Below are 26,691 nucleotides of genomic sequence, written 5' to 3' on the forward strand. Positions count from 1 at the left end.
ATGGTACAGTACTTTTTTGAACAAATTAATGCAATAGAAATCTCCGAATCCACCACAATTTGGTTAAAAACCATCATCCTGAACGAGAATAAAAAAACTGGTGAAATCAACTACATATTCTGTGACGATGAGTATTTGCTGCAGATCAACCGAGATTACCTTCAGCATGATTATTATACCGATATCATCACATTTGACTATGTCAAGGGTAAAACCATAAGCGGTGATATTTTTGTATCTTTGCCCCGCATTTCCGACAACGCTTCTACCCATTCCAAAAAATTCGAAGATGAACTGCATCGTGTACTCGCTCACGGCATCCTTCACCTTTGCGGATATAAGGATAAAACTGTAGAAGAAGAGAAAGAAATGCGAAGCAAAGAAGATTTTTATTTGGCACTGCGATCCTGATTATTCATTGAGAGTTTTACTAGGAGCTTTATCCCGCTTTACGCTCATACTCCTCGTTTCGGTGCTCGCTACGCTCGCGCCTGCACTGCGGGGTAACCGCTGCAATCGGGGCTAGAGATCAGCCAGCCATAGAAAGATTTTTCAATGTTTCACGTGAAACATTAGTTAAAATTTAGAAAAAATGATTTCAGAAATATATGATGTTATCGTAGTTGGGGGCGGCCATGCAGGGTGCGAGGCCGCTGCAGCCGCTGCCAACATGGGCTCGAAAACCCTTCTGGTAACTATGAATATGCAAACGATCGGGCAAATGAGCTGTAATCCCGCCATGGGCGGAATTGCCAAGGGCCAGATCGTGCGCGAAATTGATGCTATGGGCGGCTACTCTGGTATCATTGCCGATAAATCAGCAATCCAGTTCAAGATGCTTAATCTTTCGAAAGGTCCAGCAATGTGGTCTCCCAGAACACAGAACGATCGGATGATGTTTGCAGAAGAATGGCGTTTAGCTCTTGAAAATACTCCTAATCTTGATTTTTTTCAGGATATGGTCAAGAGTTTAATTATAGATGGCGACCGTGTTGCAGGAGTCATCACTTCCTTGGGTATTCCAATCAAAGGAAAATCGGTTGTCTTGACCAACGGCACCTTCCTGAATGGGCTGATTCACGTCGGAGACAAGCAGTTAGGTGGCGGTAGAATGGGCGAACCACGTGCATTTGGAATTACGGAACAGCTGGTCTCATTAGGTTTCACGGCCGGCAGGATGAAAACGGGGACTCCACCACGAGTTGACGGACGCAGCCTCGATTACTCTAAAATGGAAGAACAGAAAGGAGATGAAAATCCAGGCAAATTCTCATATTTAGACAGTCCAAAACTCACCGAACAGCGCAGTTGCCACATCGTTTATACTAATGAAACTGTACACGAAATTTTACGTGAAGGCTTCGACAGAAGCCCAATGTTCAACGGGACGATACAAAGCTTAGGACCAAGATACTGCCCTAGTATCGAGGATAAAATAAACCGTTTCGCAGAACGTACACGGCACCAGCTGTTCGTAGAACCTGAAGGTTGGAAAACCATCGAAATCTATGTCAACGGTTTCAGTTCTTCACTTCCGGAAGAGGTACAGATCAAAGCGATGAAACACATCCCTGGATTTGAAAATGTAAAAGTTTTCAGGCCGGGATACGCTATCGAATACGACTACTTCCCTCCTACCCAACTCAACCATACTCTGGAAACAAAACTAATTCAAAACCTTTATTTCGCAGGACAAATCAACGGTACCACCGGTTATGAAGAAGCAGCTGGACAAGGTTTAATTGCCGGAATAAATGCTCACAATAAGGTTCATGGAAAGCCTGAATTTATCCTAAGCCGCGATGAAGCATATATTGGAGTTTTGGTAGATGATCTTATTACCAAAGGAACCGAAGAACCTTACCGAATGTTTACTTCCCGTGCAGAATACCGACTTTTATTAAGACAGGACAATGCGGACATTCGCCTGACTGAAAAATCTTATAAACTTGGTTTGGCAAAGGTAGACCGACTTAAAAAAGTAGAAGAGAAAATTGCAAAATCGCAGGAACTGGAAGCATTTCTTAGAGAGACTTCTTTAAAACCAGGAATTATCAACCCGGTTTTGGAAAAAATTGAATCCTCCCCTGTTGATCAGGCTTACCGGGCAGCACAGATTCTTACGCGTCCAAACATGACTTTAGAAAAACTTGATGAGATTGATTTTATAAAGGAAGTTTCGCTAAAGTACAATCATGAAGTACGTGAACAGGCAGAAATCAATATTAAATACAAAGGCTATATCGACAAAGAACGCGAAAATGTAGCGAAACTTCAGCGTACGGAAAACATCAGGATTCCAGACGATTTCGATTTTAGCAAAATTTCTTCTCTTTCTGCTGAGGCTAAAACAAAAATGACTTCGGTAAAACCCAAGACTATTGCTCAGGCGTCACGAATAAGTGGCGTTTCTCCGGCAGATATTAATGTCCTTCTTATTTATTTAGGAAGGTAAATGTTTCACGTGAAACATTTTTTAGTATATGAAAGTAAAAGACCTATTTCTCACACAGGAATCCTTTGAATTGCAGAAAACAGAAATTCCGGGTATTCTCAGAACATCTCCGGTTCCGTCCGATTTGCAAAAGTATTACGCGAGTAAAAATTATATTTCTCATCATCAGGACAGCGGAAGATTAAAAGAGAAAGTATACAAGTTTGCTCAACACTTTAATCTGAATTACAAGAGAAATATTCTTGCAAAAGAAACTTTCCAAAATGCAAAAATTTTGGATTACGGTTGCGGTGCGGGCGAGTTCATCAAATTTATAGAAAATGATTTCTCTGTCTTAGGATACGAACCAAATCATGATGCAAGAAAGGCAGCCACAAACAAAGTGAAGAAAGCAACCTTAATTTCTGATATTAGCGAAATTGAAGATGGTTCTTTGAACGCGATTACGATGTGGCATGTGTTCGAACATATTGATAATCAGGCTAATATGCTTCATAATTTTTATAAAAAACTGAAAAACAACGGTTTATTGATCATTGCAGTGCCAAATCATACTTCGTTCGACGCAAGATATTATAAAGAATTCTGGGCGGCTTATGATGTTCCGCGACACATTTACCATTTTTCAAAAAGTGGAATGGAAAAATTATTTAATGATGAAAACTGGAAACTCAAAAAAATAAAACCTCTCCTACTCGATTCCTATTACATCTCCATACTAAGTGAAAAATATAAAAAAAATCCACTTTCGTGGCTAAAAGGAGGCATTGTAGGAGCGATTTCCAATTTTAAAGCCTCTAAAACCGGCGAATTTTCCAGTTTGATATATATTATCGAAAAAAAACAGAAAGTCGATTTTTGAGCTATTTCTGAACGCCAAAATTTTAAGACTTTTAATTGAAATCTTAATTTTAGCAAAGCTAAGCATCATCGGAACGAAAGATCTCGCTCCATCGGGAGATCAAAAAAACTAAAAAAAGAAGTCGTCTCACTTGGTGAAACGACTTCTTGCTAATTATAAACTAAAAAATTAGTTTCTTTCAATTGTTAATCGCCGCTACGCCCGGAAGTTCCAGACCTTCCAGACTTTCAAGCATCGCTCCCCCACCTGTTGAAACATAAGAAACTTTATTCTCATAACCGTTTTGTTTTACAAACGCCACACTGTCGCCGCCTCCGACTAAAGAAAACGCTCCCAGCTTAGTCGCTTCTGCAATACTGTCACCTAAAGCAATAGTTCCGGCTGCAAAATTCGGCATCTCGAATACGCCAACCGGACCATTCCATAGAATTGTTCTTGAGTTCAAAATCGCATCATGGAATAATGCATTGGTCTTTGAACCTGCATCAAGACCCATCCATCCTTCCGGAATATCGAAAATGTCCACCTCTTTTCTTTGTGCGTCATTATTGAATTCATCGGCTGCAACCACATCAACCGGAAGAAGAACTTTTACATTCTGTGCCTTTGCTTTTTCTAAAATTTCCAATGCAAGATCCATCTTATCTTCCTCCACGATTGAAGTTCCGATGGCGCCACCTAAAGCCTTGATAAATGTAAATGCCATCCCACCACCGATAATAAGATTATCAACTGCCGGAAGCATATTTTCAATGATGGTAATTTTCGAAGAAACTTTAGATCCGCCAATGATTGCAGTCACTGGTTTTTCACCACTTCCCAAAACTTTATCAATCGCCTCCAATTCTTTCGCCATTAATAAACCGAAAAATTTAGTTGAAGGAAAATACTGGGCAATTACTGCAGTAGACGCGTGCGCTCTGTGCGCTGTTCCAAAAGCATCATTCACGTAAGCATCGGCATACTTTGACAGTTTCTCTGCAAATTCCTTGTCACCCTCCTCCTCTTCATTATAAAACCTTAGGTTTTCCAATAAAATAACTTCACCGGGTTTCAAATTACCGGTCATATTCGTAGCATCCTCCCCTAAGCAATCCGCGCAAAATTGTACTTCCCTGCCCAAAACAGCTTCTATTTCCGGCACAATATTTTTCAAAGAAAATTCATCGCTTACTTTTCCTTTCGGCCGACCCAGGTGAGTCATCAGGATTACCGAACCACCATCATTCAATATTTTATCGATTGTTGGTTTTGCTGCTACAATGCGGGTATTGTCCGTCACCTGCAGGTCCGCGCTTTGCGGTACATTGAAATCTACACGAACCAGGGCTTTTTTGTCTTTAAAATTAAAATCGTTGATGGTTTTCATAAGAGAATTTCGTTAGAATTATGTTTCACAAATTTAGTATTTAAAAGCCGGAAAAAAAATCATGCGAACCAAAAATTTTCCCAACATCATACATCAATAATTATTATCAATCTTAAATTTAAAAAAAGAAAAAGAACTGTTGTAGGCTGTTATATGTTGTGAATTTTGCGGATAACTTTTTTACAATATTTCATAACATTTAGTTTTGTTATTGTTCATATTTAGTTCACATTTTAAACAATTGATCTTTATATGGTTATACCAGTTATCAACACTTGTGAACAACTATCCAAATATATGGCTTATTGAAAAATCGTGTATTGAAATGTTGCCGATTTATAAGTTTAAACTCACAAAAAGTTTCTGACGCCACACCACAAATTTTTTTCCAATATGAATTAAATCTGAATTTGTAAAGGAGAAATTTCTAAGTTTTATCCACAACATTTATCACAAGAATTCACATCTATTTTAATGTTTTGTTAATTAATACATTTACAGGACATTATAGTGTTAACATTTTGTTTAATTCACTTGTAATCAGTCTTTTAATAAAACTGTAACTCTCTTATTTATTATTTCTTTATGTTGATAAAAGTGATTTTAGGGAATTATAAGTTAAATTTGTAGAAATCTATTTAAAAATTTTAAAATGAAAAAACTGGCCATTGCTGCTGACCACGCAGGTTTTGAGTATAAAGAATTTCTGAAATCGCAACTGAAGGATAAATATGAAATCACCGATTACGGAACCCATTCATTGGAGAGTGTGGATTATCCGGACTTTGTACACCCCGCAGCAACATCCGTAGAACAGGGAGAAAACGAAATGGGAATTTTAGTCTGTGGAAGTGGCCAGGGCGTTCAGCTTACGGCAAACAAACATCAGGGGATCCGCTGCGCTTTGGCGTGGATGCCGGAACTGGCTGAACTTGCGCGTCAGCATAACAACTGCAATATGGTCGCAATTCCTGCAAGATTTATTGCAAAAGAACTGGCTCTGGAAACTGTGGAAAGATTTTTGAATACAGATTTCGAGGGCGGGCGTCACGAAAACAGGGTCAATAAGATATCCTGCTAAAAATCACAATATCACACGAAATATTTTATGTCAAAAAAATCAAAATTCATATCCCACAAAAACAATCATAAGCTTCAGGAAATCGGAAGAAAAATCGTAGCTTTTATGAACGAAAAATCATCTAAAATCTACAATTATAAGCAAATTGCAGATGGGATAGACTATAAAAACCCCCGACAAAGGGAACAGGTGATCCAAGCTTTACATAAACTGATGGCGGAGGAAAGAATTCAGGAAGTAGAAAAAGGAAAATTCATCCTTAACCTAAAAATCCAGGGAACTCTGACCGGCGTCATCGATTTCAATCAGTCCGGAAATGCATATGTAAAAGTTGAAGGCCTGGAAGACGATGTATTCGTTCACTCGAAAAACGTTAAAGATGCGTTGCAGGGCGACACGGTGATTATCGTAACCTATCATTACAAGGGTAAAAAACTGGAAGGCTCTGTTGTAGATGTGCTGGAACGTAACAAAACTCACTTTGTAGGAACACTGGATTATATAGCCCACAAGGAGTTTGGTTTTGTAGTGGCTGATAAAAAGGTGATAAATACAGATATTTTCGTAAAAAAAGATAAATTCAATGGTGCAAAACCCGGCGATAAAGTCGTGGTAAAGATGCTTGGTTGGAAGAAAGGGGATAAAAACCCGGAAGGGGAGATCATTCAGGTCCTTGGTGCTCCTGGCGATCACGAAACCGAAATTCATTCCATTTTAGCGGAATACGGTTTGCCTTACGAGTTTCCGGAAGAAGTGGAAAAAGAAGCCAACCAGATTGATCGCGAAATCCGTGACCACGAGGTTGCGAAACGCTGGGATATGCGTGAAACTCTGACATTTACCATCGACCCGAAAGATGCAAAAGACTTCGACGATGCACTTTCCATTAGAAAACTGGATAATGGAAACTGGGAAATCGGGGTTCATATCGCTGATGTTTCGCATTATGTGGTGCCTGGAACTTTGCTGGATGAAGAGGCTTACCAAAGAGCAACATCAGTATATTTAGTTGACAGGGTAGTGCCGATGTTGCCGGAAGTTTTGAGCAACGGTGTTTGTTCGCTTCGTCCAAACGAAGATAAATATACCTTTTCCGCTGTTTTTGAAATGGATGATCAGGCTGAAGTACGCAGACAGTGGTTTGGCAGGACCGTCACCCATTCAGACAGAAGATTCACTTATGAAGAAGCCCAGGAACGCATAGAAACCGGACAGGGCGATTTGGCGGATGAAATTCTGGTTCTTGACCGTTTGGCGAAAATTATGCGAGAAAAACGTATTAAAAATGGCGCCATCACCTTTGATCGAAGTGAAGTTCGCTTTAATCTTGATGAAAACAATGAACCAATCGGTGTTTATTTTAAGATCAGCAAAGATTCCAACCACCTGATTGAAGAATTCATGCTTTTAGCAAACCGTAAAGTTTCAGAATATGTCTCCTTAAACAGAAAAGGCGAACATACCAACAATACTTTTATTTACCGGGTTCACGACGATCCAGATCCTGTAAAACTTGAAGCTTTGCGTGATTTTGTGGGAACTTTTGGATATAAAATGAATATTGCCAGCACCAAACAAACCACGGAAAGTATGAACGCCCTCCTGAAAGGTGTAAAAGGAAAACCGGAAGAAAATATGATTGAAACTCTGGCGATGCGCTCGATGAGTAAAGCCGTCTATTCTACCGATCCGATCGGCCACTACGGACTTGGATTTGAATATTATTCGCATTTTACTTCGCCAATCCGTAGATATCCGGATCTCATTGCGCACCGGCTGCTGCAGCATTATCTGGACGGCGGCAAATCACCTTATAAACCGGAAGTAGAGGAGCAGGCGAAGCACTGTTCAGCAATGGAAAGGCTGGCAGCAGATGCGGAACGCGACAGCATCAAGTTTATGCAGGTGAAATTTATGGAGAAGCACATTGGTGAAGTTTTTGAAGGGGTGATTTCCGGTGTTGCAGAATTCGGTTTCTGGGTTCAAATTCCAGAAAACGGGGCAGAAGGGCTGATAAAACTTCGCGACCTGACCGATGATTCCTATATGTACGATGCGAAGAGCCATGCCGTTTACGGTACCCGCCACGGACGGCAGTTCCAGTTGGGCGATAAGGTAAAGATCAAGGTGATGAAAGCGAACCTGATTGCCAAGCAGCTGGATTTCAAAATCGTGGATTAATCTGTAAAATGTATATTTGTAAAATATAGTTTCATTTTACAGATATGCTTGAACTAATCCTTTCTGCGATCGGACTGGGATTTATGCTTAGCCTGGTTTTCATTGGGCCCATCTTTTTCCTTTTAATTGAAACGAGTTTTTCCCGTGGCCCAAAACATGCGATCGCGCTGGATGTAGGCGTGGTTCTGGCAGATATTCTATGCATTGTTGCTGCTTATTTTGCCAGTGCAGATATTGTATATCTTATTGATAAACATCCTGGTTTTTACCGCATTACTGCGATGATCATTTTTGTTTACGGAATATATATGATGGTTACCAAAACCCAGATGCATATCCCCAATGAAGAAAAGTTTATCAACCAGAATTATTTCAAAACCTTTATCAATGGGTTTTTATTTAATCTTTTGAATGTTGGGGTAATACTTTTTTGGCTGGTCACGGTCATCTCAGTGCGGAACCAGTATCCTGATACCAGCGGCTTTACCCTTTATCTGGGGATTGTTATTGCAACTTATTTGCTGGTTGATATGATAAAGATTTTTCTTGCAAAACAGTTTCACTACAAACTCACACAAAATCTCGCTAATGCGATCAGAAGGGGAGTAGGTATCATTTTGATTATCTTCAGTTTTCTGATTTTCCTTCAAAGTTTTAAAAAATTCAACCAGTTCGACAAGCGCCTTGAAGAAGCCGAGAAGAAAGAAGTACAGTATCAAAAATCGCAATGAGTAAAGAAATCATTTTCCCAAAATCACTTAAGAAAGGGGATAAAATCGCAATTGTTTCTCCCGCCGGATATGTAGAGGAATCACAGCTTGAAAGCGGCTTGAATCTAATTAAATCTAAAGGCTATGAGCCTGTTTTGGGTGCGCATGTTTATGGCAGATTTGATAAAGGCTATCCTTATTCCGGAACGGAACAGGAGCGGATTGATGACCTGAACTGGGCTTTGAATGATGATGATATTTCCGCAATTTGGGCTTCCCGGGGTGGATATGGTTGCCAGCATCTTTTACACCATCTGAAGCTTAAGCATTTCCGGAAAAATCCAAAATGGTACATTGGCTATTCAGATAATACGGTAATTCAGAGTTATTTACTTAAAGAAGGTTATGCATCCATCCACGCACAAACCATCAAAACGTCAAGTTTTGGAGTTATAGAAGAAGGTTACAAAATGACTTTTGATATCCTGAGCGGTGAATTACCGAAATTTTTAGTTGAAGACAATGAATTTAATAAAAAAGGGAGGGCAAAAGGACAGCTAATTGGTGGAAACTTGGCGTTGGTGTATGCGCTTTTGGGTACAAAGTATTCATTTGATTTTAAAGATAAAATTCTTTTTATTGAAGATATAGGTGAAAACTTTTACTCGCTCGACCGAATGTTGATGAGCCTTGAACTGGCCGGTGTTTTCAAGAAGATTAACGGTTTAATCGTGGGTGGAATGATCAATATGGGAAAGGAAGCTGAGAATAAGGAATACGAAGAGAGTTTCGACAGTTTTGCCTACCAACTGATTTCTGACAGAATTAAGAAATATGATTTCCCAACAGTTTTCGGTTTTCCTAACGGTCATATTTTTGATAACAGACCTTTAATTATCGGCGCTGAGGTAAAAATAAAAGTGAAGGATAAAGCAGAGGTTGAATTTTAATTTTCAAATTAAAATCTATGGCCCAACATACCGAATTTGGTAAAAAAGCGGAGCAGTTCGCAGCAGCTTACCTGGAAGAAAAAGGCTACCACATTCTTGCACGTAATTTCCGATTCCAGAAAGCGGAAATAGACATCATCGCGGAATTTCAGAACACCATCATTATCATTGAAGTAAAGGCCCGCGGCATCGATGCTTTGATCGAACCGCACGAAGCCGTAAACAAGCGAAAAATCCGCTTGATCGTTTCAGCCGCGGATGAATTTATGAAAGAGAGAAACAGCGAACAGAATGTGCGTTTTGATATTATTTCAGTTTTACCAAGCCAGGAGAGAGAACTGGAGCTTATACATATTGAAGGCGCTTTTGACAGTTTCGATGCCAATTAAAAGAAAAAGTGTATCCAACCCAAATGATGTAGGCTAAGAATGGTTTTAAAGGAAAATTCTTTCCCCATAAGGTCGATAAAAAACGCAAAAAAAAGCCGTTTTCACCAGTTGTGAGACGGCGTTTTTCATAGTTTCATAATTTATTTTATCTCCACACAACCAACTCTGCCACCGGCATTTCCTGTAGGTTGCGTTTTGAAGTCGTCTGCCTTTGCATGGATAATTATAGATTTTCCTACAATATTTTTAGTTTCGTCAGCGCATCCGATACACCATTTGTCTGTTTTCATCACTAATCTTGCTGTACCGTTTTTATCTGCTTTCAAATTTCCCAAATCACCCGCATGGTGTTCGCCCACTCCCCATTTTCCGTGCTGGTGAGAGGTTGGGTTCCAGTGTCCGCCTGCTGAACTTCCGTCAGATGCTGAACAGTCGCCAAATTCGTGAATATGGGCAGCGTGAATACCGTTCGGATTAAGTTTATACACATTCATATCAAGTTCAACCGTTTTTCCTGTTTGGGTAAATTTTGCGGTCCCCTGGGTTTGTGTATCGCTTTTGGCGTTAATCGTATATGTTTTCGTAGTGGTGCAGGATACCGCTAATAAAGCACCTGCCGAAATAAGAGAAAGTGATAAAAGTTTCATAAAACTGGATTTTTAATGGTCATAAAAATAAGAAATATTTTTCTGCGGGCTGTTTCCAGATGTTTAATTTGAAATTTTAAGACAAATTTCTGTAAAAACTAACCATTCAGTCAAAAAAAACTACCGTTCAGCCAATCTGTTTTTACCAAAGAATTTTCGCCATTTACTTTTGAGGCATATTATTCGAAACAATGAAAACACACTTCGCGAAAATCTGCTTTCTATTCCTGGTAATGGCTTCTGTAGCCGGTGTGGCTCAAATAAAGATTTACGGGAAAGTTTCCTTCAAAGGAAAAGGCCTCAAAGACATCAACGTAACCCTTAAAAACACTTACGACGGCGCAACAACCGATGAACAGGGAAACTATTCTTTTGAAACTTCGGAAAAAGGCAGCCAGACTTTGGTTTTTTCGCATCCGAAATATGTAGAGGTTGAAGAAAACATTACCATCGGAAACCACAATATTGAGAAAAATACTACGCTAAGAGAAAGCATCAGCGAAATTGATGCCGTGGTGATTACAGCCGGCGCGATAGAAGCGAGCGACAAAAAACGGGCAACGGCAATTCTTTCGCCAATTGATATTTACACCACCGCCGGAGCCGACGGACAAATTTCTGCAGCACTGAATTATCTTCCCGGAGTGCAGAAAGTAGGGGAGAGCGAAGGTTTATTCATCCGTGGCGGCAGCGGAACCGAGTCCAAAATCTTTATGGACGGCAGTTTGGTAAACAATTATTTCTCGAATTCCGTGCCGGGAATTGCCGGGCGCGACCGTTTTAATACATCATTGTTCAAAGGAAATATTTTCTCAAGCGGCGGATATTCTGCACTTTACGGGCAGGCGCTTTCCGGTGTGCTGATTTTGGAAAGCGTGGATCTGCCGGAGACAAGTTCGTATGATTTTGGGGTCTCGCCGATATTTTTAAGCGGAAGTTTTCAGAAATTAACTCAGAATAAGAATGCGTCTTTCGGGACGAGTTTAAGCTATTTCAATATGGAACTGGTGCAGAAAATCTTCAATTACAATACCGATTTTGTTACGGCTCCCCAAGGTTTTGACGGCGATTTTAATTTCAGAATTAAAAATAAAAAAGGTGGCTTCCTAAAATATTATGGAAATTTCGACCATTATAAAATGGCGGTGCAAAACGAAAGTCTGGAACCGGAATTCGATTTCAGCAAAGTAAATCTGAATTCAGCCAACACATCGCACAACCTTTCTTTCCGTCAAAAATTCGGTAAATATTTGCTGAATGTTGGCACGTCTTATTCTTACAACACAACCGACATAGGATTTTCAACTATTGAGAATAACGTGGAGTCTCCGGTAAATTCTATTAAAAAGGATGATAATTATGTGAATTTCAAAACTGTATTAGAAAGGAAAATCAACAAGATCAGTGCAGTTCGCGGAGGCTTCGAACTGAATCATGCCTCGGAAAAAACGGATTTCGGGAATTTCAATAAACTTTATAGAGACCTTATCTCATCAGCATTTGCAGAAACAGATTTGGGATTCAGCAATAATCTTTCAGCAAAATTAGGTTTAAGGGCTGAACATTCTTCTTACTTCGAAAAAACCAATTTAGCGCCGCGTCTGGCGTTGGCATACCGCCTTTCCCCAAAGTGGACGAGTTCCCTCGCTTACGGAATTTTCTACCAAAATCCGGAGAGCAAATATCTGAATTCACCTGCGTCGTTAAGTTTTCAGAAAGCCGAACATTATATTTTTCAACTTCAGAGAAATTCGGAAGGCAGAAGTTTGAGGCTGGAAGCTTTTTACGAAGATTATAAAAATCTTGTAAAAACAGAAGGAAACCACGAATTTCAGACGGCAATTAGTAACAGTGGAAAGGGCTATGGAAAGGGGCTTGAGTTATTTTGGAGAGATAAAAAAACGATCAAAAATATTGATTATTGGCTGAGTTATTCTTACCTGGATTCCAAACGAGATTATTTAAACTATCCGGTAAGTTTGAAACCGGGCTTTGCTTCGGAACACACGCTTTCGGCTGTGGCCAAAAAATTTGTAACCAATTGGAAAACAGGATTTAATCTTTCATACACTTACTCGAAGGGCCGTCCTTATTATGATATTGTTTCGCAGAACGGAGATAATATCATTCGCAACGAAGGTCGGCTAAAAGATTATAACGCACTGAATTTCAGTTTAAATTACCTGCCGAATTTAGGCAAAAAGGATTCCAAGGCGTTTACCGTTTTGGTGTTGAGCATATCAAATATTTTAGGGAATAAAAACGTTTACGGCTATAATTTTTCCAATGACGGCTTGCGCAGTTCCGCAGTAGTTCCGCCGGTGAACACGTTTGTTTTTCTGGGTGCTTTCATCAGTTTCGGAGTGGATAAAACAAATGAGGCAATTAATAACAATCTATAAGGTGATTATAACGAAAGAAGCATGACGATTCAGTGACGAAATTTGACGGTTCAGTTACAAAATTTTCACGTGAAACATTCATCAGAACTATCTTTGAATCAGAATTTTAAAACAACAAAAAATCAATTAATATGAAAAGATTATTCCTTGCTGCGGCTGTTGCAGCATCTACAGTGTTCGGGTTTGCACAGACCAAATTCGAAACAGCAATGACCGAAAAAGTCGCCAAAATTGAACAGCATTTGAAAACAGACGAATTCCAAGCGCTTTCTAATGATTTCACCAGAATCGGAAATGCTGAAAAAACACAATGGCTGCCGTATTACTACGCCGCATTTGCCCAAATCCAGAAAGGAAGAATTTTGATGCGCGAACAGAAAATGTCGGAACTGGATGCTGTTGCATCTGAAGCACAAAAATCCCTGGACAAAGCCATGGAATTGAGTAAGGATAATGCCGAACTGTTCATTCTTCAAAAGATGATTCACAACCTGAAAATGATGGTGAACCCAATGGAACGCTATATGACGGAAGGCGCTCTGGGCGCCGAAAATCTCGCCAAGGCCGAAAAACAGGATCCCGCCAATCCAAGAATTACCTTACTGAAAGCAGAAGATACCTATTTTACGCCAGAGCAGTTTGGCGGAAGCAAATCCCAAGGTCTGGAACTTTTCCAGAAAGCACTGGAGCAGTTTAAAATTTACAAAACAGCATCACCACTTCATCCAAACTGGGGAAAAGCGGAAGCGGAGTATTTCCTGGCACAGAAACCGTAACGAAGCCAGTTTAACATGATGAACGGGCATTTTTCGCCCGTTTTTTCATTCGCTTTTATTTTTAGAAAAAGAACTTTTACCATTCAGTCTACAAAAAATACGGTTCGGTAAAGAACAGTTGGCTTTGGGTTTTGCGCTGAACTACCTTTATATCATCAAAATCAAATCAATAATTAAAAATTTTAAAATAAATGGAAACATGCAGCAATAGTGAAAAACTTGAACGTGCAAAAAGAAAAGTGAGAAGAATTAAAGGATTTTACATTCATGCTCTGGTTTATCTGCTTGTAAATCTGTTCATTATATTTAGCAATGGATTTGCAGAAAAGAATGGATTTGCAGATATGGACTCTTACTACACAGCGATTTTGTGGGGGTTTGGATTGTTGGCGCACGGACTTACGGTTTTTGGATCGCAGATGATTCTGGGTGACGATTGGGAAGAAAGAAAAATTAGAGAAATGATGAACAAATAAAGCGTTCTTTTCCTATTTTTAATCGGTAAAAATTCATATGAACAGAAAATTTTTCAGCACATTAATCTGGGTTTCATTTGGAATCAGCATTTTCATATTTGCTTTTTCCAATGGTGAGAAAACCTTGACAAACGCTTTACTGACCTTCGGAATCACAGTGATGTATACCCTCGTCATTGGAGTGGGAAACGGATTAGTGAATGATTTTCTGAGCAGGAAATTTTCCTGGGTTGAGCAAACCAGAACACGTGTCATCTACGGCATTATCGGCACAGTGCTGGCTAACGTGATCCTGGTTTTCTTCTGTAATTATATCAATTTCATAGTAATTCAGGGAAGTGATCCCACGAAGTTCTTCAGCGGAAATATGGGAATTTTTAATTGGATTACCGTGAATATCTCTCTGTTGGTTTCGGCCATTCTCCACGCCAAAAGTTTTATGGAAGAATGGAAAAAATCTGCGAAAAAAGAGGTAGTGGAACAGAAACTCATTGCAAAATCTGCCAACGCCCAGTTTGAAACCTTAAAAAATCAACTCGATCCGCATTTCTTGTTCAATTCTTTAAATGTTTTAAGTTCATTGATTGATGAGAATCCAAATCACGCCCAAAGGTTTACGTCCTCAATGTCAAAGATATACCGTTATGTTTTGGAGCAAAAGGATAAAGAATTAGTTACGGTAGAAGAAGAGCTGGATTTTGCAAAAACCTATTGCGATTTGCTGAAAACAAGGTTCGAGGACAGCGTTAACTTTGAGTTTGAAGTGAATGAACAAGATCGAAAAGGTTTCGTCGTTCCGTTATCGCTACAGTTATTGCTGGAAAACTGCATCAAACACAATTTTGCCACATCCGTAAAACCCTTGAATATCAGAATTTTCTCAGAGAATGGATTTCTGTGCGTTGAAAATAACCTGCAACAAAGAGAAGTCAGCAAAGACCGTGAGGGAATCGGACTTTCCAATATTGTGCAGCGCTATGCACTGATTACCGACCGAAATGTCTTCATCGAAAAATCTGAACAAAATTTCAAAGTAAAAATACCTTTACTCACCGAAAAAATAAACCTAATGACTACACAAAATGCCACCAGTGAACAAATGGCTTACGAAAAAGCCGCAAAAAGAGTAGAAGAACTCAAAGGTTTTTACGGAAATCTGATCTCCTACTCTATTTTTATTCCTTTCTTATTCCTGATTAACTGGAAGACGTCGCCCAATTACTGGTGGGCATTTTGGCCGATGTTGGGTTGGGGCATCGGTGTGATTTCGCATGGGATTAAAACGTTCGGAATTAGCAGCGATTGGGAAGAACGCCAAATCCGTAAGTATATGCAAAAAGAAGAAGAAAACGCCAAAAAATGGAGATAATCATGGAAAATAAGCAAAAACACGAGGAAATGCTTTATAAAAAAGCACAGAAAAGGGTGAAGGAAATTTCAAACTTTTACTGGTTTGTAGCCGGTTATATTATTGTTGCAATCGTGCTGCTTTTCACGGATTACAGCAAAAATATTTTTAATTTTAATAGCGAATACATTGTTTATATGTTGATTCTGCAGGGAATTTTTCTTTTGGGTTACGGCATTTACCTGTTTGTACCCCGACTGCACAATTGGGAAGAACGTAAAACAAGGCAACTTATGGAAAAATACAAAAACAATGGAAAATAATATCAAATACGAACAAGCTAAAAAGCGGGTGAAGCAGATCAAAGGATTTTATATTCACGCAGGAGTTTTTATACTGGTAAATGTGTTTTTGGTATGCTTAAAGTTCATGAAACATGGGCAAATCGATTTTAATGTTTGGGGAACCAGTCTTTGGGGAGTGGGACTGGCAGCGCATGGCGCATCCGTTTTCTTGCCAAATTTTTTTCTTGGAAGAAACTGGGAGGAACGCAAAATACGCGAACTTATGGATAAACAGAAAAACTTGAAACCTTGAATAGAATAAAAACCATCATCATCGAAGATGAAAAGCCGGCAGCAAGAAAACTTGAACGGATTTTGAGTTTATTTCCTGATATTGAGTTGATTGCAACCATCCATTCTGTGGAAGAGGGAATAAATTTTTTTAAAAATACTCCGCATCCTGACTTAATATTTTCTGATATTGTTCTGGGCGACGGACTTTCTTTTGATATTTTTGAAAAAATTCCGACCAGAAGTTTTATCATTTATACCACGGCGTTCGACAATTATACCCTGAAAGCCTTCAAACTGAATTCCATCGATTATCTTTTGAAGCCCATCATGGAAGAAGACTTGAGAAACGCTCTGGAAAAGTACAAATCTTTTGTGCCGCAGGAACAGCGATATAACAATTTGAATTTCAAAGAATTAATTAAAAAAGAAAAATCATGGCTTTCCAGAATTTTGGTTAAAATCGGATACAATCTGAAAGTTTTGCAAACCAATGAAATTAGTTGTTTCTACAGCGAGAACAAAATTGTGTACGCCCGGACTTCAGAACGTTCATTTCCCACGGATTTTACTTTGGACGAACTTCAGGAAAACCTCGATGAAAGCAAATTTTTCCGGGTGAACCGCCAGTTTGTCATCAATTTAGATTTTATCAAAAACATTCACACCTCGCCGTATTACAAAGTCGAAATGCAGTTTCAGCCGGAAGAAGAAATTACCGTGAGCCGCGAACGCGTGAAGGATTTTAAGGATTGGCTGAGCAAATAAATAATGGGAACGCACGATAACTCGCGCATCTGTGCAAAACAATTATGAAATCACGCCACTTCCCAGCAGTTCCTCATCTTTATACCACGCTGCAAACTGGCCTTCTGCAATGGCAGATTGTGGATTCTCAAACTCGATATAAAAAGCATTCCCGTACTGGTAAAGCGTTGCTTTCTCAAGGGGTTGGCGGTAGCGGATTCTGGCCATAACATCCATCGATTCGCCGTGTTGTAACCGCAAATCTTCACGGATCCAGTGAACCTCGGAGTTTTCTATTTTCAAGGCTTTCCGGTAGAGTCCGGGGAAATTTTTCCCTTCACCAACATAAAGGATATTGTTTTCCATATCGCGGTTGATGATGAAACAGCTTTCCTTATGGCCTCCGATTCCGAGTCCTTTGCTTTGTCCGATAGTATAATATTGTGCCCCCTGATGTTTGCCGATAACTTTTCCGTCAGATTTCCGGTATTTGATTTTAGATGAGAGAAATTCCAACTCTTCCAGTTTTGATGAAAAAAGAGGTTTTTCTTTAGAAAATTCAACAAAATCATCAAAAATTTCTACGATTTCGCCTTCTTTTGGCTGGAGTTGCTGCTTCAGGAATTCGGGTAAACTCACTTTCCCGATGAAACACAAACCCTGCGAATCCTTTTTTTCGGCAGTTACCAAACCAAGTTCTTTGGCAATTTCCCGAACCTCCGGTTTTGTAAGCTCACCGATGGGAAAAAGGGCCTTAGATAATTGATTCTGATTGAGTTGGCAAAGGAAATAACTCTGATCTTTATTGTTGTCTTTCCCCGCAAGAAGTTGGTAAATTTCTTTTCCGTTTTCATCTTTGAAGGAGTCCAGGCGTGCATAATGTCCGGTTGCCACTTTATCCGCACCAAGCGCGAGTGCCGTTTCCAGAAAAACATCAAATTTCACCTCACGGTTGCAGAGAATATCAGGATTTGGAGTGCGGCCTTTTTCATACTCAGCGAACATATAATCTACGATTCGTTCTTTGTAAAGTTCGCTCATATCAATCACCTGGAAAGGAATTCCCAGTTTTTGGGCTACCATCAGCGCATCATTGCTGTCTTCAATCCAGGGGCATTCATCTTCGAGGGTTACGGAAGCATCGTTCCAGTTGCGCATAAAGAGACCAACAACTTCGTGTCCCTGTTGTTGGAGGAGGTAGGCGGCAACGCTGGAATCCACACCTCCGGAAAGTCCTACTACTATTTTCATATTTTGGCTACGCTTTCGTTAAGGGAAAGTTTTGCGCTGCAAATTTACGGATTATTATTTCTTTAAAGCCTTTAGATTGTGGTACAGAATTCGCTGATGCCATCAATAAAGTCATTTATGATGAAAAAATTATTGTTTCTCTCTTCAATATTCTCATTTACAGTAAGTTTTGCACAGATCGGAACATCTTTTCCTTCAACAAAAACAAGCAATGAAGAAACCAGATGGACGTTCGGTGGATATGCCGGTTTGGGCGGAGCATTCGGAACTGGCGGCGGCATCGCACTTTATGTGACGCCGAGAGTTGGTTATAAAGTCGCAGAAAATTTCGAAGTGGGTATGGCGACCAATCTTAACTGGCAGAACTCTAAATATTATTCTTCCTCGACTTTGGGAGTTGGACCCTTTGCCAACTATTATTTTGGCAGAAGCTTTTACCTGAGCGGAATGTTTCAGGAATATTTCTATTCTCAGAAAGATAAAGTGAACGGATTAAAATATAATGGCAATGAAGCTGCTCTTTACTTAGGCGGTGGTTATATGCAAAGACTAGGTGATAAAGTCTATATGCAAATCGGCGGGATGTATAATGTTTTGTACAAAAAGGATCAATCCATTTTTGGCGGCGGATTCATCCCGAATGTGGGAATTGTTTACGGGCTTTAAGCAAAATCAAACAAAAAATAAGGCCGCCTCACAACAGTATAAGCGGCTTTTTTGCTTTTTTCTCGAGCTTGTGATCAAGTGAGATTTTCGTTGAGACGACCCTCAGCCTATAAACATTTGCTTTTAGGATATTTCTTTAATTTTTTACATCATCGAAAGATATTCTACGCCGTGATGTTCTTCGTTTCTATTATCTTTTCTGCAAAAATGCCTGTGGTAGTCGTGATATTCGTCGTGATAATCAGTGTTGCTCAATATTCTTCTCAGTATAAAGAAGCCCACAGCAGCCAATAAGCCGGCTGCCCCTGCTACCAATACTCCTGTTTCTTTTTTCATATAGATTAATTTGTAGGGTTTTATAAACAAAATATGTTCCGTTTATGGTTAGCGGTATTTTAAATTTTGTTAAAAAATTGCTTAAATTTGGGAAAAATCAGTAGAAATGAAGATTAAATCACTAATTCTTTCCACAGGAGTTTTGTTTCTGGCCTCCTGTGCCACCCAAACAATGAACCAAAAGTTTACTTATCCCGAAACCAAAAAAACGGAGCAAAGCGATGCCTACTTTGGTGAAAACGTGTCAGATCCATTCCGTTGGCTGGAAGATGATATGGCTGCCGACACCAAAGACTGGGTGCAGCGGCAGGTTGCTTTTACCAATGATTATTTAGCAAAAATTCCTTTCCGCGACCAGATTCGCCAACAGTTGCAAAACATCTGGAATTACGAAAAATTAGGTTCCCCTTTCAAGGAAGGAGATTATACCTATTTCTACAAAAACGATGGTTTACAGGCCCAGTCCGTGCTTTACAGAACAGATAAAAACGGTAACACCGAAGTGTTCCTCGATCCGAATAAATTTTCCAGTGACGGAACCACTTCACTTTCCGGAGTATCATTTAATAAAAAAGGAAACCTTGCAGCTTACAGAATATCTGAAGGCGGCAGCGACTGGAATAAAATCATCGTGATGGATGCCATTACGAAGAAAGTTATTGACGTCACTATTGAAAACGTAAAATTCAGCGGCCTTTCATGGAAAGGTGAAGAGGGTTTCTATTATTCAAGTTACGATAAACCAAAGGGCAGTGCTCTTTCTGCAAAAACTGATACCCACAAGGTTTACTATCACAAACTGGGGACACCTCAGACAGAAGATCAACTGATCAGCGGCGGCGAAAATTTTAAACGAAGATATCTCGGCGCAGGTCTTACCGATGACGAAAGGTTTTTGATCCTGAGTGCTTCTAATGCAACGAGCGGAAACGAACTCTACATTAAAGATCTTAAAAACAATACCGATTTCATTCCGGTTCAGCAAGGTTATGATTATAACACCAGCGTTGTAGATTCCAAAGGTGATGAAGTTTTTATGATTACCGATAAAAACGCACCGAATCAGAAGTTGGTAAAAATGAATATCAGGAAACCAGGAGTTTGGACGGACGTTATTCCTGAAACCGATAATGTTTTAAGCGTAACTACCGGTGGTGGATACCTTTTCGCAAAATATATGAAAGATGCGGTTTCATACGTAAGACAAATGACTTATGACGGAAAGCTGGTTCGCGAGATCGCACTTCCCGGTCAGGGAACCGCGGGAGGATTTAGCGGAAAAGCTGAAGAAAAAGATCTTTATTATTCATTCAGCAATTATGTGATGCCGGGAACAATCTACAAGTATAACGTAGACAGCGGAAAATCAGAAGTTTATTACAGACCGAATGTAAAATTCAACCCAGAAAATTATGTTTCCGAGCAGGTATTCTACACTTCGAAAGACGGAACTAAGGTGCCGATGATGATTTCATATAAAAAAGGACTGAAGAAAGACGGGAAAAATCCGACAATCCTATATTCGTACGGCGGTTTCAATATCAGTTTGCAGCCGGGCTTCTCCGTAGTTAATGCAATCTGGATGGAAAACGGCGGAATTTACGCAGTGCCAAACATCAGAGGTGGTGGAGAATATGGTAAAAAATGGCACGACGCCGGCACCAAACTTCAGAAAAAAAATGTGTTCAACGACTTCATCGCAGCCGGAGAATATCTTCAGAAAAACGGTTACACTTCACCACAATTCATGGCAATTTCCGGTGGATCAAACGGCGGGCTTCTGGTTGGTGCAACCATGACGATGCGTCCTGACCTGGCAAAAGTTGCCTTGCCTGCGGTTGGCGTTTTAGATATGCTTCGCTATAACAAATTTACAGCTGGCGCCGGCTGGGCATATGATTACGGAACCGCTGAAGACAGCAGGGAAATGTTCGAATATCTGAAATCCTACTCGCCACTTCATAATGTTAAAAAAGGTGTTTGCTATCCTTCTACCATGGTTACCACAGGTGATCACGACGACAGGGTAGTGCCGGCACATTCATTCAAGTTCGGTGCGGAACTCCAGGACAAACAGAGCTGCAGCAACCCGGTTTTATTGAGAATTGAAACCAAAGGCGGCCACGGTGCAGGGAAATCCACAGAACAGCAGATTAATGAAAATGCTGATAAACTGAGTTTCACACTTTACGAAATGGGTTTCAAAAGCCTGAAGTAAATTTTCAATCAGTCACAAAACGAGCCGTCTCACAATTGATGAAACGGTTTTTTTTATTATTAAAATATAGACATATTGCTTTGAAGAGTGATGAGCCAGAGGCCTGTTAATTTGCGTTAAAATTTTAATTTTTCATAAAATATGGAAGTCTTGCACAGTATTTGTTGTTTTGGTTTAAATCACAAAAAATAAAATTATGAATCAACCAAAACCAATGCTTACCATGAGCCAGGTTATGTCTAAGCTCGCTCAACGAGGTATCTCACAGGAGTTCAGAATGAATGAAAACTGCGAAATGAAATTTAATGACGGCGACAGAAACTACAAACCTGAAGACCTGAAAATTTTAAGGTCCTACCGTTTTGAAGGCGACAGCAATCCGGATGACAATGCGGTACTTTATGTTGCAGAAGACACCGATGGCAATAAAGGGATCATCATAGATTCTTATGGTGCAGACAGCAATTATCCTGGTGATAAGTTTGATGATTTTATCAGGGAAATCCCGGTAGAGGAAAGCGAAGAATACAATTTTGAAAATAACTAACAAAGGCAGGAATTAATTTTCTGCTCTTTCTTTTTTTCTGAAAATGCCTTTGAGTTTATCTCCAAGGTTTTTCTTTGTTTCCTGCACTTTTATTACGGTGCTGTCTTTCTTTTCCTTTATTGTAGCGGTGGTATTTTGGATTTCTGTCTTGGCTTTGTTCACAGTTTCTTTCGTGGTTTGCACGGTGTTTTTTACTTTCTCTTCAGTTTTTTCAACATTACTTCCGATTAAAGTTTTCTTCAGACCCTCCTCAATGCCTTTCCAGAACAAATTAAAAAATGATTTTGTATTGTCCCGCTGAACATTGTCTACCACCACACTCTCCGGATAATTTCCCGAGTTGCTTTTGATTACAAAGTTTGCAACTGCGGAAAGCAGCTTGTTTTTTTCGCCGCTTTCCCTCAGGATGGCAACTTTCAAATCCTGATGCTTCATATTCAGCGTGCCGTTTAAGCCGGCTTTATTTCCTCTAAAATTAAATACCAAATCCCTGATTAAACCCGTAGTCTGAATTTTAAGGTAAGGTTCAACAAAAGGGTTGATACTCGACGCCGGCAAATCTGAAATATTACCGGAGATCGAAAAGGCATCGCTTGTATTTGCGGTATCAAACGACCAGTTGACCCTCATTGGGGAAATGTTCATAAAACTGCAGTTTATGGTAATCGGCACCTGCGTTGGCCGGCCATTCATTTTTGCAGAATTCAGGTTTTTAATATTCATGTTAAAGTTTCCGAAGGTCAGTTTCCCTGGTCCGTCGCTCTTTTTAGTATCTTCTTCATAAACCAGGACGGAGTTTTTAATATCGGTATTTTTGATGAACAGCGGAAATTTAATTTTACGTAGAAGTTCGGAATATAGAGGTTTTACTGTTTTATCATCCGCAGGGATTTTACTTCTGAAGATATTAGCATTCAGTCCTGAAATGGTTACCTGGTTCGCATCTACAATTTTATTTTCAGAGGTCAGGTCGATGTTCCCTGTTGCAGTAATCTGGTTGATCTTCAAATCATACAAATCTCTCTCTTTTGGGATCATTCTGATAAACTGTGCGCGCGAAACGATGGGTTTGAGTGCAAAATTATTCAGCTGGATGTTTTGTTTTCCGACTTTCAGAAGGCCAGCGCTCATTACGTAAAAGCGGTCGATTTTTTTGCTGAAATTTTTCGAGGTGATGCTGTAGTTTCCCGTTTTGAATGGCAGTTTTTCTTTTGAGGTTTTTTCATTGATCTCAAAATCTTTCACTTTGATCTGAAGGTTATCGAAGGTTTGCGAGTCTTCACCTTTTGAATAACCGATTCTGGAATTGTCCACCACAATATTTCGTACAAGCAACGGAAGTTTAATTTTATCAAAAGACATTTTCTTTCCGGAAGGTTTTTTGTCGGCCGCGACGATTTTGCCGATCAAACCGTTGATATAAAGGTTTTGGGCGTCCATTTCCAGCTTGTTGTCTTTCATATTCCATTTGTTCACTTTCAGCGAAATCTGCTTTGCCGCAAGGTCTGCGAGCGTTTTTGTTGAGGTTTGTGCCGTCGGTTTGATCACGACACTTCTTAAATCTGCAGAATTCGGATTGACATTCACTGCGGCCACTTTCACGTCCTGGGTTTCGGTCAGGTAGTTGAGGTCCCGCCCGGTAATCAGGAATTTCTCGTACGAAAACGGAATATTTCCCTTCACGGTATTTTCATCCATGACCAGTTTGTTCACATCCATGTTTAAGTTTCCGGCAGAAAAAAGTTTGTTTCCGTTGGGCTTCAGGATCTGAACTTTGGCATTGTGCATTATAACGTCCTGCAGGTTTACCACCAATTTGAAGTCTTTCTGCTTCTCGGAAGGTTTTACGTTGGTAGTGTACATTTTCAGGTCCGGATCTTCAAAACGCATTTCCGAGAGTGTCACTTTATTGTCTTTCAACACGATATCTTTGAAATCCATTTCCCTGGTCTTGAAATCGAAGAGATTTCTTTTTTTGGGGTAATATCTTACAAACTGAGCATAAGAAAGTAGGGGACGCAACTCAAAATCCTTTATTTTCATCTTTCCGTTATCCGTTGTTACAGTCTTGGCTTTCAGGGCGTAAACATTATCCGGACGGAAATAAAAATTATTACCACTAATTGTATATTGGTCAAAAACAACCGGAAGCTTATCTTCCACATCCTCCTCTGTCATTCTAAGGTTTGAAACACTCAGGTTGAGGCTGTTCACGGCTAAAAACTTCTGTCTGGTGTGGCGGAGCATCTCGATGTTTCCGTCATTAATTTTAAGATTTTTAAAAAGCAGGGGCTGCCGCTTTTTCCCTGTTTTATCATTGATTGGTTTTGCGAGCGTAATTTTAAGATTAGGCTTCACCATAAGAAAATCTGAGGAATTGATGCGCTTATTAAAAAGAGCATCATAAATCCCCACTCTGCTTATCTTCAGGGAATCTACGGTACCGTCGAGGCCAATTACGTTTTGGTTGTTGGGATTTTTCGAAGCTACGGTAATTCCGGTCGATCTGATATTTCCTGTACCCAGATCAATATCAAGGGTTTTGTATGAAACTTTATAGTCAGAATTATTTTTTATATAGTTGGGAAGGTATCTTTTTAACCAGTAATTCACGCCGAAGTTGGCGACCACAAATAACAGCACCAAAACGCCAAGGGCAATTGCGATTTTTCTGGTATTTTTCGTCATTGTGTAAGTGTTTTTTTGATGTAAAATGCAAAATAAAATTAAAGAACCTTTAGAAAATTATAAGATGATTACTGTTTCTTATAGAATTTATAAATGTTAAAAGCTAAGTTCTATCAGATAACCTTCATGGCTGCGGACGTTCAGGACATGACCGCCCTCAAAAGACAGGTACTGACCTTTTATGCCATTCAGCACACCTTCAAATTCGGGATTTTTATCTAATGTAAAAGCTGTGATTTTCTCCGGCTTCTCGTAAGGATAGTCCAGACGCAGCATTTCGCCTTCCATCGTGTAAAAATTTTTGAAATTCTCAGGGAAATACTGTTCGATTTTGTTGCGGAAATCAGCCAAATCCACTTCATCCTCGAAATCATCTTCCAGCATTTTTTTGTAATTGGTTTTATCGGGAAGGTGTTCTTTCAGCGCAACTTCGATCATTCCGGCTTCGTAGCGGTTATCAGTTTTTGCAATGGGAAGGGCGAAGGTTGCGCCCTGGTCAATCCATCGCGTGGGCACCTGGTGCTCCCGCGTCACACCAACTTTTACATCACCTGTGTATGCGAGGTAAACCACATGTGGAACCAGTTGAATCTCTTTCTCCACTTCCAGATCCCGTTCTTCCTCACCCAGGTGTGCTCGCGACAGTTCTGGGCGTATGATCGTGTCGCTGGCGTACGGGCTCTCAAAAAAACATTTTTTGCAGAAGCCCATCCTGTAGATTTTTTCTTCGCTACCGCAGTTTACGCATTCGTAGCCAATATGTTTTAGTTTTATTGTTTTTCCAATTAGAGAATTCATCCGGATCAGATCTCCCGAAAGATTCAGAAAATACTGTATCGGCTTATCGTTATAGGTCGACATCTTCAGAACCTGGCCTTTAAACTGCATTTTTTTAAATTTTTAGTAAAAATAGGAAATAACACTGCAAGAACTAAATTTTATAAATTTGTTTTCTCAAAAATAAACAGATGACTTATCTCGTTACGGGCGGCAGTGGGTTTATTGGTTCTCACCTCGTTGAAGAATTGTTGAAAAACGGACATTCTGTCATAAACATTGACAATTTTGATGATTTCTATGATTACAAAATTAAAATCAACAATACTTTAGAATCTCTTGGTAAAAAGACCCAATTCGCCTTTACAGATAAAGAATCTGACATAAAAAAACTCATCAGCGAAACCGACTCTGAAACTTATAAGCTTTATTATCAGGATATTAGGGATAAAGTTTCTTTGCAGCAGATTTTTAATAATTATAAAATAGATTTGGTAGTACATCTGGCGGCGCTTGCCGGTGTTCGTCCATCTATCGAAAGACCATTGGAATATGAAGAAGTCAATATTCGCGGGACGATGAATCTCTGGGAGCTTTGCAAAGAATTTGGCATTACTAAATTTGTTTGCGCTTCATCATCAAGTGTTTACGGCAATAATGAAAAAACGCCCTTCTCGGAAACTGATAATGTTGACCGCCCGATTTCCCCTTATGCCGCAACCAAAAAATGCGGTGAGATTTTAGGCCATGTTTACCACCACCTTTACCGGATTGATATGGTGCAGCTGAGGTTTTTCACTGTTTACGGGCCGAGGCAGCGTCCGGATTTAGCCATTCACAAATTCACAAAACTGATTTCAGAAAGCAAGGAAATACCGTTCTATGGCGACGGAACTACGGCGCGAGATTACACTTTTATTGATGATATTATTGATGGAATAATAAAGTCCATTACCTATCTTGAAAATACTGAAAATGTGTATGAAATTATCAATCTCGGTGAAAATGAAGTCATTAATTTGAAAGAAATGCTATCGGCAATTGAAGATGAAATGCAAAAAAAAGCCGCCAAAAAACCAATGCCAATGCAGCCCGGGGATGTTTCCAAAACCAATGCCGACATCAGCAAAGCGAAATATCTGATCGGTTACCAGCCGGGCACAAATTTCCAAAATGGCATAAAAAAGTTTGTGGAATGGTTTTTGAGAAAATGACCGAATTCAGGGCTCGGCTTTTAATT

25 protein-coding genes are annotated in these 26,691 nt (G+C 39.7%); 19 read left to right on the forward strand and 6 right to left on the reverse strand.

All coding sequences use genetic code 11. The features are described 5' to 3' along the window. From ybeY to CKV81_RS08110, 3 genes are all read left to right on the forward strand, one after another. Nucleotides 1-411, forward strand: coding sequence for an rRNA maturation RNase YbeY (gene ybeY / locus CKV81_RS08100; RefSeq protein ID WP_095072213.1), 411 nt, complete (start codon nucleotides 1-3; stop codon nucleotides 409-411). Between the two features lie 181 nt (nucleotides 412-592). Continuing rightward, nucleotides 593-2,455 (forward strand): tRNA uridine-5-carboxymethylaminomethyl(34) synthesis enzyme MnmG, encoded by a 1,863-nt coding sequence (gene mnmG / locus CKV81_RS08105; protein WP_095072215.1) that lies wholly within the window; start codon nucleotides 593-595, stop codon nucleotides 2,453-2,455. A 28-nt stretch (nucleotides 2,456-2,483) separates the two neighbouring features. Next, on the forward strand, nucleotides 2,484-3,317 hold the full coding sequence (locus CKV81_RS08110) for a class I SAM-dependent methyltransferase (protein WP_095072217.1): 834 nt from the start codon (nucleotides 2,484-2,486) through the stop codon (nucleotides 3,315-3,317). Between the two features lie 178 nt (nucleotides 3,318-3,495). Here the strand turns inward: CKV81_RS08110 and CKV81_RS08115 are convergent, their stop codons facing one another. Continuing rightward, a complete protein-coding gene (locus tag CKV81_RS08115) occupies nucleotides 3,496-4,686 on the reverse strand; it encodes a phosphoglycerate kinase (protein WP_095072219.1) in 1,191 nt (396 codons plus the stop codon). 652 nt (nucleotides 4,687-5,338) lie between these two features. Between CKV81_RS08115 and rpiB the strand changes: the two genes are divergently transcribed. Genes rpiB through CKV81_RS08140 form a run of 5 tightly spaced genes read left to right on the forward strand, consistent with a single transcriptional unit; the run spans nucleotide 5,339 to nucleotide 9,997 of the window. After that, nucleotides 5,339-5,767, forward strand: coding sequence for a ribose 5-phosphate isomerase B (gene rpiB / locus CKV81_RS08120; RefSeq protein WP_095072222.1), 429 nt, complete (start codon nucleotides 5,339-5,341; stop codon nucleotides 5,765-5,767). Nucleotides 5,768-5,794: 27 nt separating this feature from the next. Beyond that, nucleotides 5,795-7,948 (forward strand): ribonuclease R, encoded by a 2,154-nt coding sequence (rnr, locus tag CKV81_RS08125; RefSeq protein ID WP_095072225.1) that lies wholly within the window; start codon nucleotides 5,795-5,797, stop codon nucleotides 7,946-7,948. 44 nt (nucleotides 7,949-7,992) lie between these two features. Beyond that, nucleotides 7,993-8,679: a LysE family translocator gene (locus CKV81_RS08130; RefSeq protein ID WP_095072226.1), complete on the forward strand. Its 687-nt coding sequence runs from the start codon at nucleotides 7,993-7,995 to the stop codon at nucleotides 8,677-8,679. Beyond that, the gene (locus CKV81_RS08135; protein ID WP_095072228.1) at nucleotides 8,676-9,608 is read left to right on the forward strand and encodes a S66 peptidase family protein; all 933 of its coding nucleotides are present in this window, start codon (nucleotides 8,676-8,678) and stop codon (nucleotides 9,606-9,608) included. Before CKV81_RS08130 ends, CKV81_RS08135 begins: the two co-directional genes overlap by 4 nt. Nucleotides 9,609-9,625: 17 nt before the next feature. Continuing rightward, entirely contained in the window at nucleotides 9,626-9,997 is a 372-nt protein-coding gene (locus tag CKV81_RS08140) for a YraN family protein (RefSeq protein WP_095072230.1), read from the forward strand. A 140-nt stretch (nucleotides 9,998-10,137) separates the two neighbouring features. Here the strand turns inward: CKV81_RS08140 and CKV81_RS08145 are convergent, their stop codons facing one another. Beyond that, on the reverse strand, nucleotides 10,138-10,644 hold the full coding sequence (locus CKV81_RS08145; protein WP_095072232.1) for a superoxide dismutase family protein: 507 nt from the start codon (nucleotides 10,642-10,644) through the stop codon (nucleotides 10,138-10,140). A gap of 191 nt (nucleotides 10,645-10,835) precedes the next feature. Here CKV81_RS08145 and CKV81_RS08150 point away from each other — a divergent pair, with 191 nt between their 5' ends. The 7 genes from CKV81_RS08150 to CKV81_RS08180 all read left to right on the forward strand — a co-directional run bounded on the left by CKV81_RS08150 (nucleotide 10,836) and on the right by CKV81_RS08180 (nucleotide 16,989). After that, on the forward strand, nucleotides 10,836-13,046 hold the full coding sequence (locus CKV81_RS08150; RefSeq protein ID WP_095072234.1) for a TonB-dependent receptor: 2,211 nt from the start codon (nucleotides 10,836-10,838) through the stop codon (nucleotides 13,044-13,046). A 131-nt stretch (nucleotides 13,047-13,177) separates the two neighbouring features. Beyond that, a complete protein-coding gene (locus CKV81_RS08155) occupies nucleotides 13,178-13,822 on the forward strand; it encodes a hypothetical protein (RefSeq protein WP_095072236.1) in 645 nt (214 codons plus the stop codon). Between the two features lie 191 nt (nucleotides 13,823-14,013). Further along, the gene (locus CKV81_RS08160) at nucleotides 14,014-14,298 is read left to right on the forward strand and encodes a 2TM domain-containing protein (RefSeq protein WP_095072238.1); all 285 of its coding nucleotides are present in this window, start codon (nucleotides 14,014-14,016) and stop codon (nucleotides 14,296-14,298) included. A 37-nt stretch (nucleotides 14,299-14,335) separates the two neighbouring features. After that, complete coding sequence (locus CKV81_RS08165) at nucleotides 14,336-15,667, forward strand: 2TM domain-containing protein (protein ID WP_095072240.1); 1,332 nt, start codon at nucleotides 14,336-14,338, stop codon at nucleotides 15,665-15,667. A 2-nt stretch (nucleotides 15,668-15,669) separates the two neighbouring features. Continuing rightward, nucleotides 15,670-15,969: a 2TM domain-containing protein gene (locus CKV81_RS08170; protein ID WP_157727392.1), complete on the forward strand. Its 300-nt coding sequence runs from the start codon at nucleotides 15,670-15,672 to the stop codon at nucleotides 15,967-15,969. Continuing rightward, entirely contained in the window at nucleotides 15,959-16,243 is a 285-nt protein-coding gene (locus tag CKV81_RS08175; protein WP_095072244.1) for a 2TM domain-containing protein, read from the forward strand. Before CKV81_RS08170 ends, CKV81_RS08175 begins: the two co-directional genes overlap by 11 nt. A 5-nt stretch (nucleotides 16,244-16,248) precedes the next feature. Continuing rightward, a complete protein-coding gene (locus CKV81_RS08180) occupies nucleotides 16,249-16,989 on the forward strand; it encodes a LytR/AlgR family response regulator transcription factor (RefSeq protein ID WP_095074386.1) in 741 nt (246 codons plus the stop codon). Between the two features lie 42 nt (nucleotides 16,990-17,031). Here CKV81_RS08180 and mnmA read toward each other — a convergent pair whose 3' ends face one another. Next, nucleotides 17,032-18,219, reverse strand: coding sequence for a tRNA 2-thiouridine(34) synthase MnmA (gene mnmA, locus CKV81_RS08185; protein ID WP_095072246.1), 1,188 nt, complete (start codon nucleotides 18,217-18,219; stop codon nucleotides 17,032-17,034). A 120-nt stretch (nucleotides 18,220-18,339) separates the two neighbouring features. Between mnmA and CKV81_RS08190 the strand changes: the two genes are divergently transcribed. Beyond that, complete coding sequence (locus CKV81_RS08190) at nucleotides 18,340-18,885, forward strand: hypothetical protein (RefSeq protein ID WP_095074388.1); 546 nt, start codon at nucleotides 18,340-18,342, stop codon at nucleotides 18,883-18,885. Between the two features lie 144 nt (nucleotides 18,886-19,029). On the opposite strand, the gene CKV81_RS08195 is transcribed toward CKV81_RS08190, so the two are convergent. Beyond that, entirely contained in the window at nucleotides 19,030-19,221 is a 192-nt protein-coding gene (locus tag CKV81_RS08195) for a hypothetical protein (protein WP_095072248.1), read from the reverse strand. Between the two features lie 106 nt (nucleotides 19,222-19,327). On the opposite strand from CKV81_RS08195, the gene CKV81_RS08200 reads away from it, so the two are divergent. Together CKV81_RS08200 and CKV81_RS08205 are read left to right on the forward strand one after the other, a co-directional pair. Continuing rightward, on the forward strand, nucleotides 19,328-21,439 hold the full coding sequence (locus CKV81_RS08200) for a prolyl oligopeptidase family serine peptidase (RefSeq protein ID WP_095072250.1): 2,112 nt from the start codon (nucleotides 19,328-19,330) through the stop codon (nucleotides 21,437-21,439). 196 nt (nucleotides 21,440-21,635) lie between these two features. Then, on the forward strand, nucleotides 21,636-21,986 hold the full coding sequence (locus CKV81_RS08205) for a hypothetical protein (RefSeq protein WP_095072252.1): 351 nt from the start codon (nucleotides 21,636-21,638) through the stop codon (nucleotides 21,984-21,986). A 12-nt stretch (nucleotides 21,987-21,998) separates the two neighbouring features. Here the strand turns inward: CKV81_RS08205 and CKV81_RS08210 are convergent, their stop codons facing one another. Next, entirely contained in the window at nucleotides 21,999-24,674 is a 2,676-nt protein-coding gene (locus CKV81_RS08210; RefSeq protein WP_095072254.1) for a hypothetical protein, read from the reverse strand. Between the two features lie 96 nt (nucleotides 24,675-24,770). Beyond that, complete coding sequence (locus CKV81_RS08215) at nucleotides 24,771-25,562, reverse strand: DUF2797 domain-containing protein (RefSeq protein ID WP_095072256.1); 792 nt, start codon at nucleotides 25,560-25,562, stop codon at nucleotides 24,771-24,773. Nucleotides 25,563-25,642: 80 nt separating this feature from the next. Between CKV81_RS08215 and CKV81_RS08220 the strand changes: the two genes are divergently transcribed. Further along, entirely contained in the window at nucleotides 25,643-26,665 is a 1,023-nt protein-coding gene (locus CKV81_RS08220) for a GDP-mannose 4,6-dehydratase (protein WP_095072258.1), read from the forward strand. The last annotated feature ends 26 nt before the right edge of the window (nucleotides 26,666-26,691 follow it).

Source organism: Chryseobacterium taklimakanense, from assembly GCF_900187185.1.
Classification (GTDB): domain Bacteria; phylum Bacteroidota; class Bacteroidia; order Flavobacteriales; family Weeksellaceae; genus Planobacterium; species Planobacterium taklimakanense.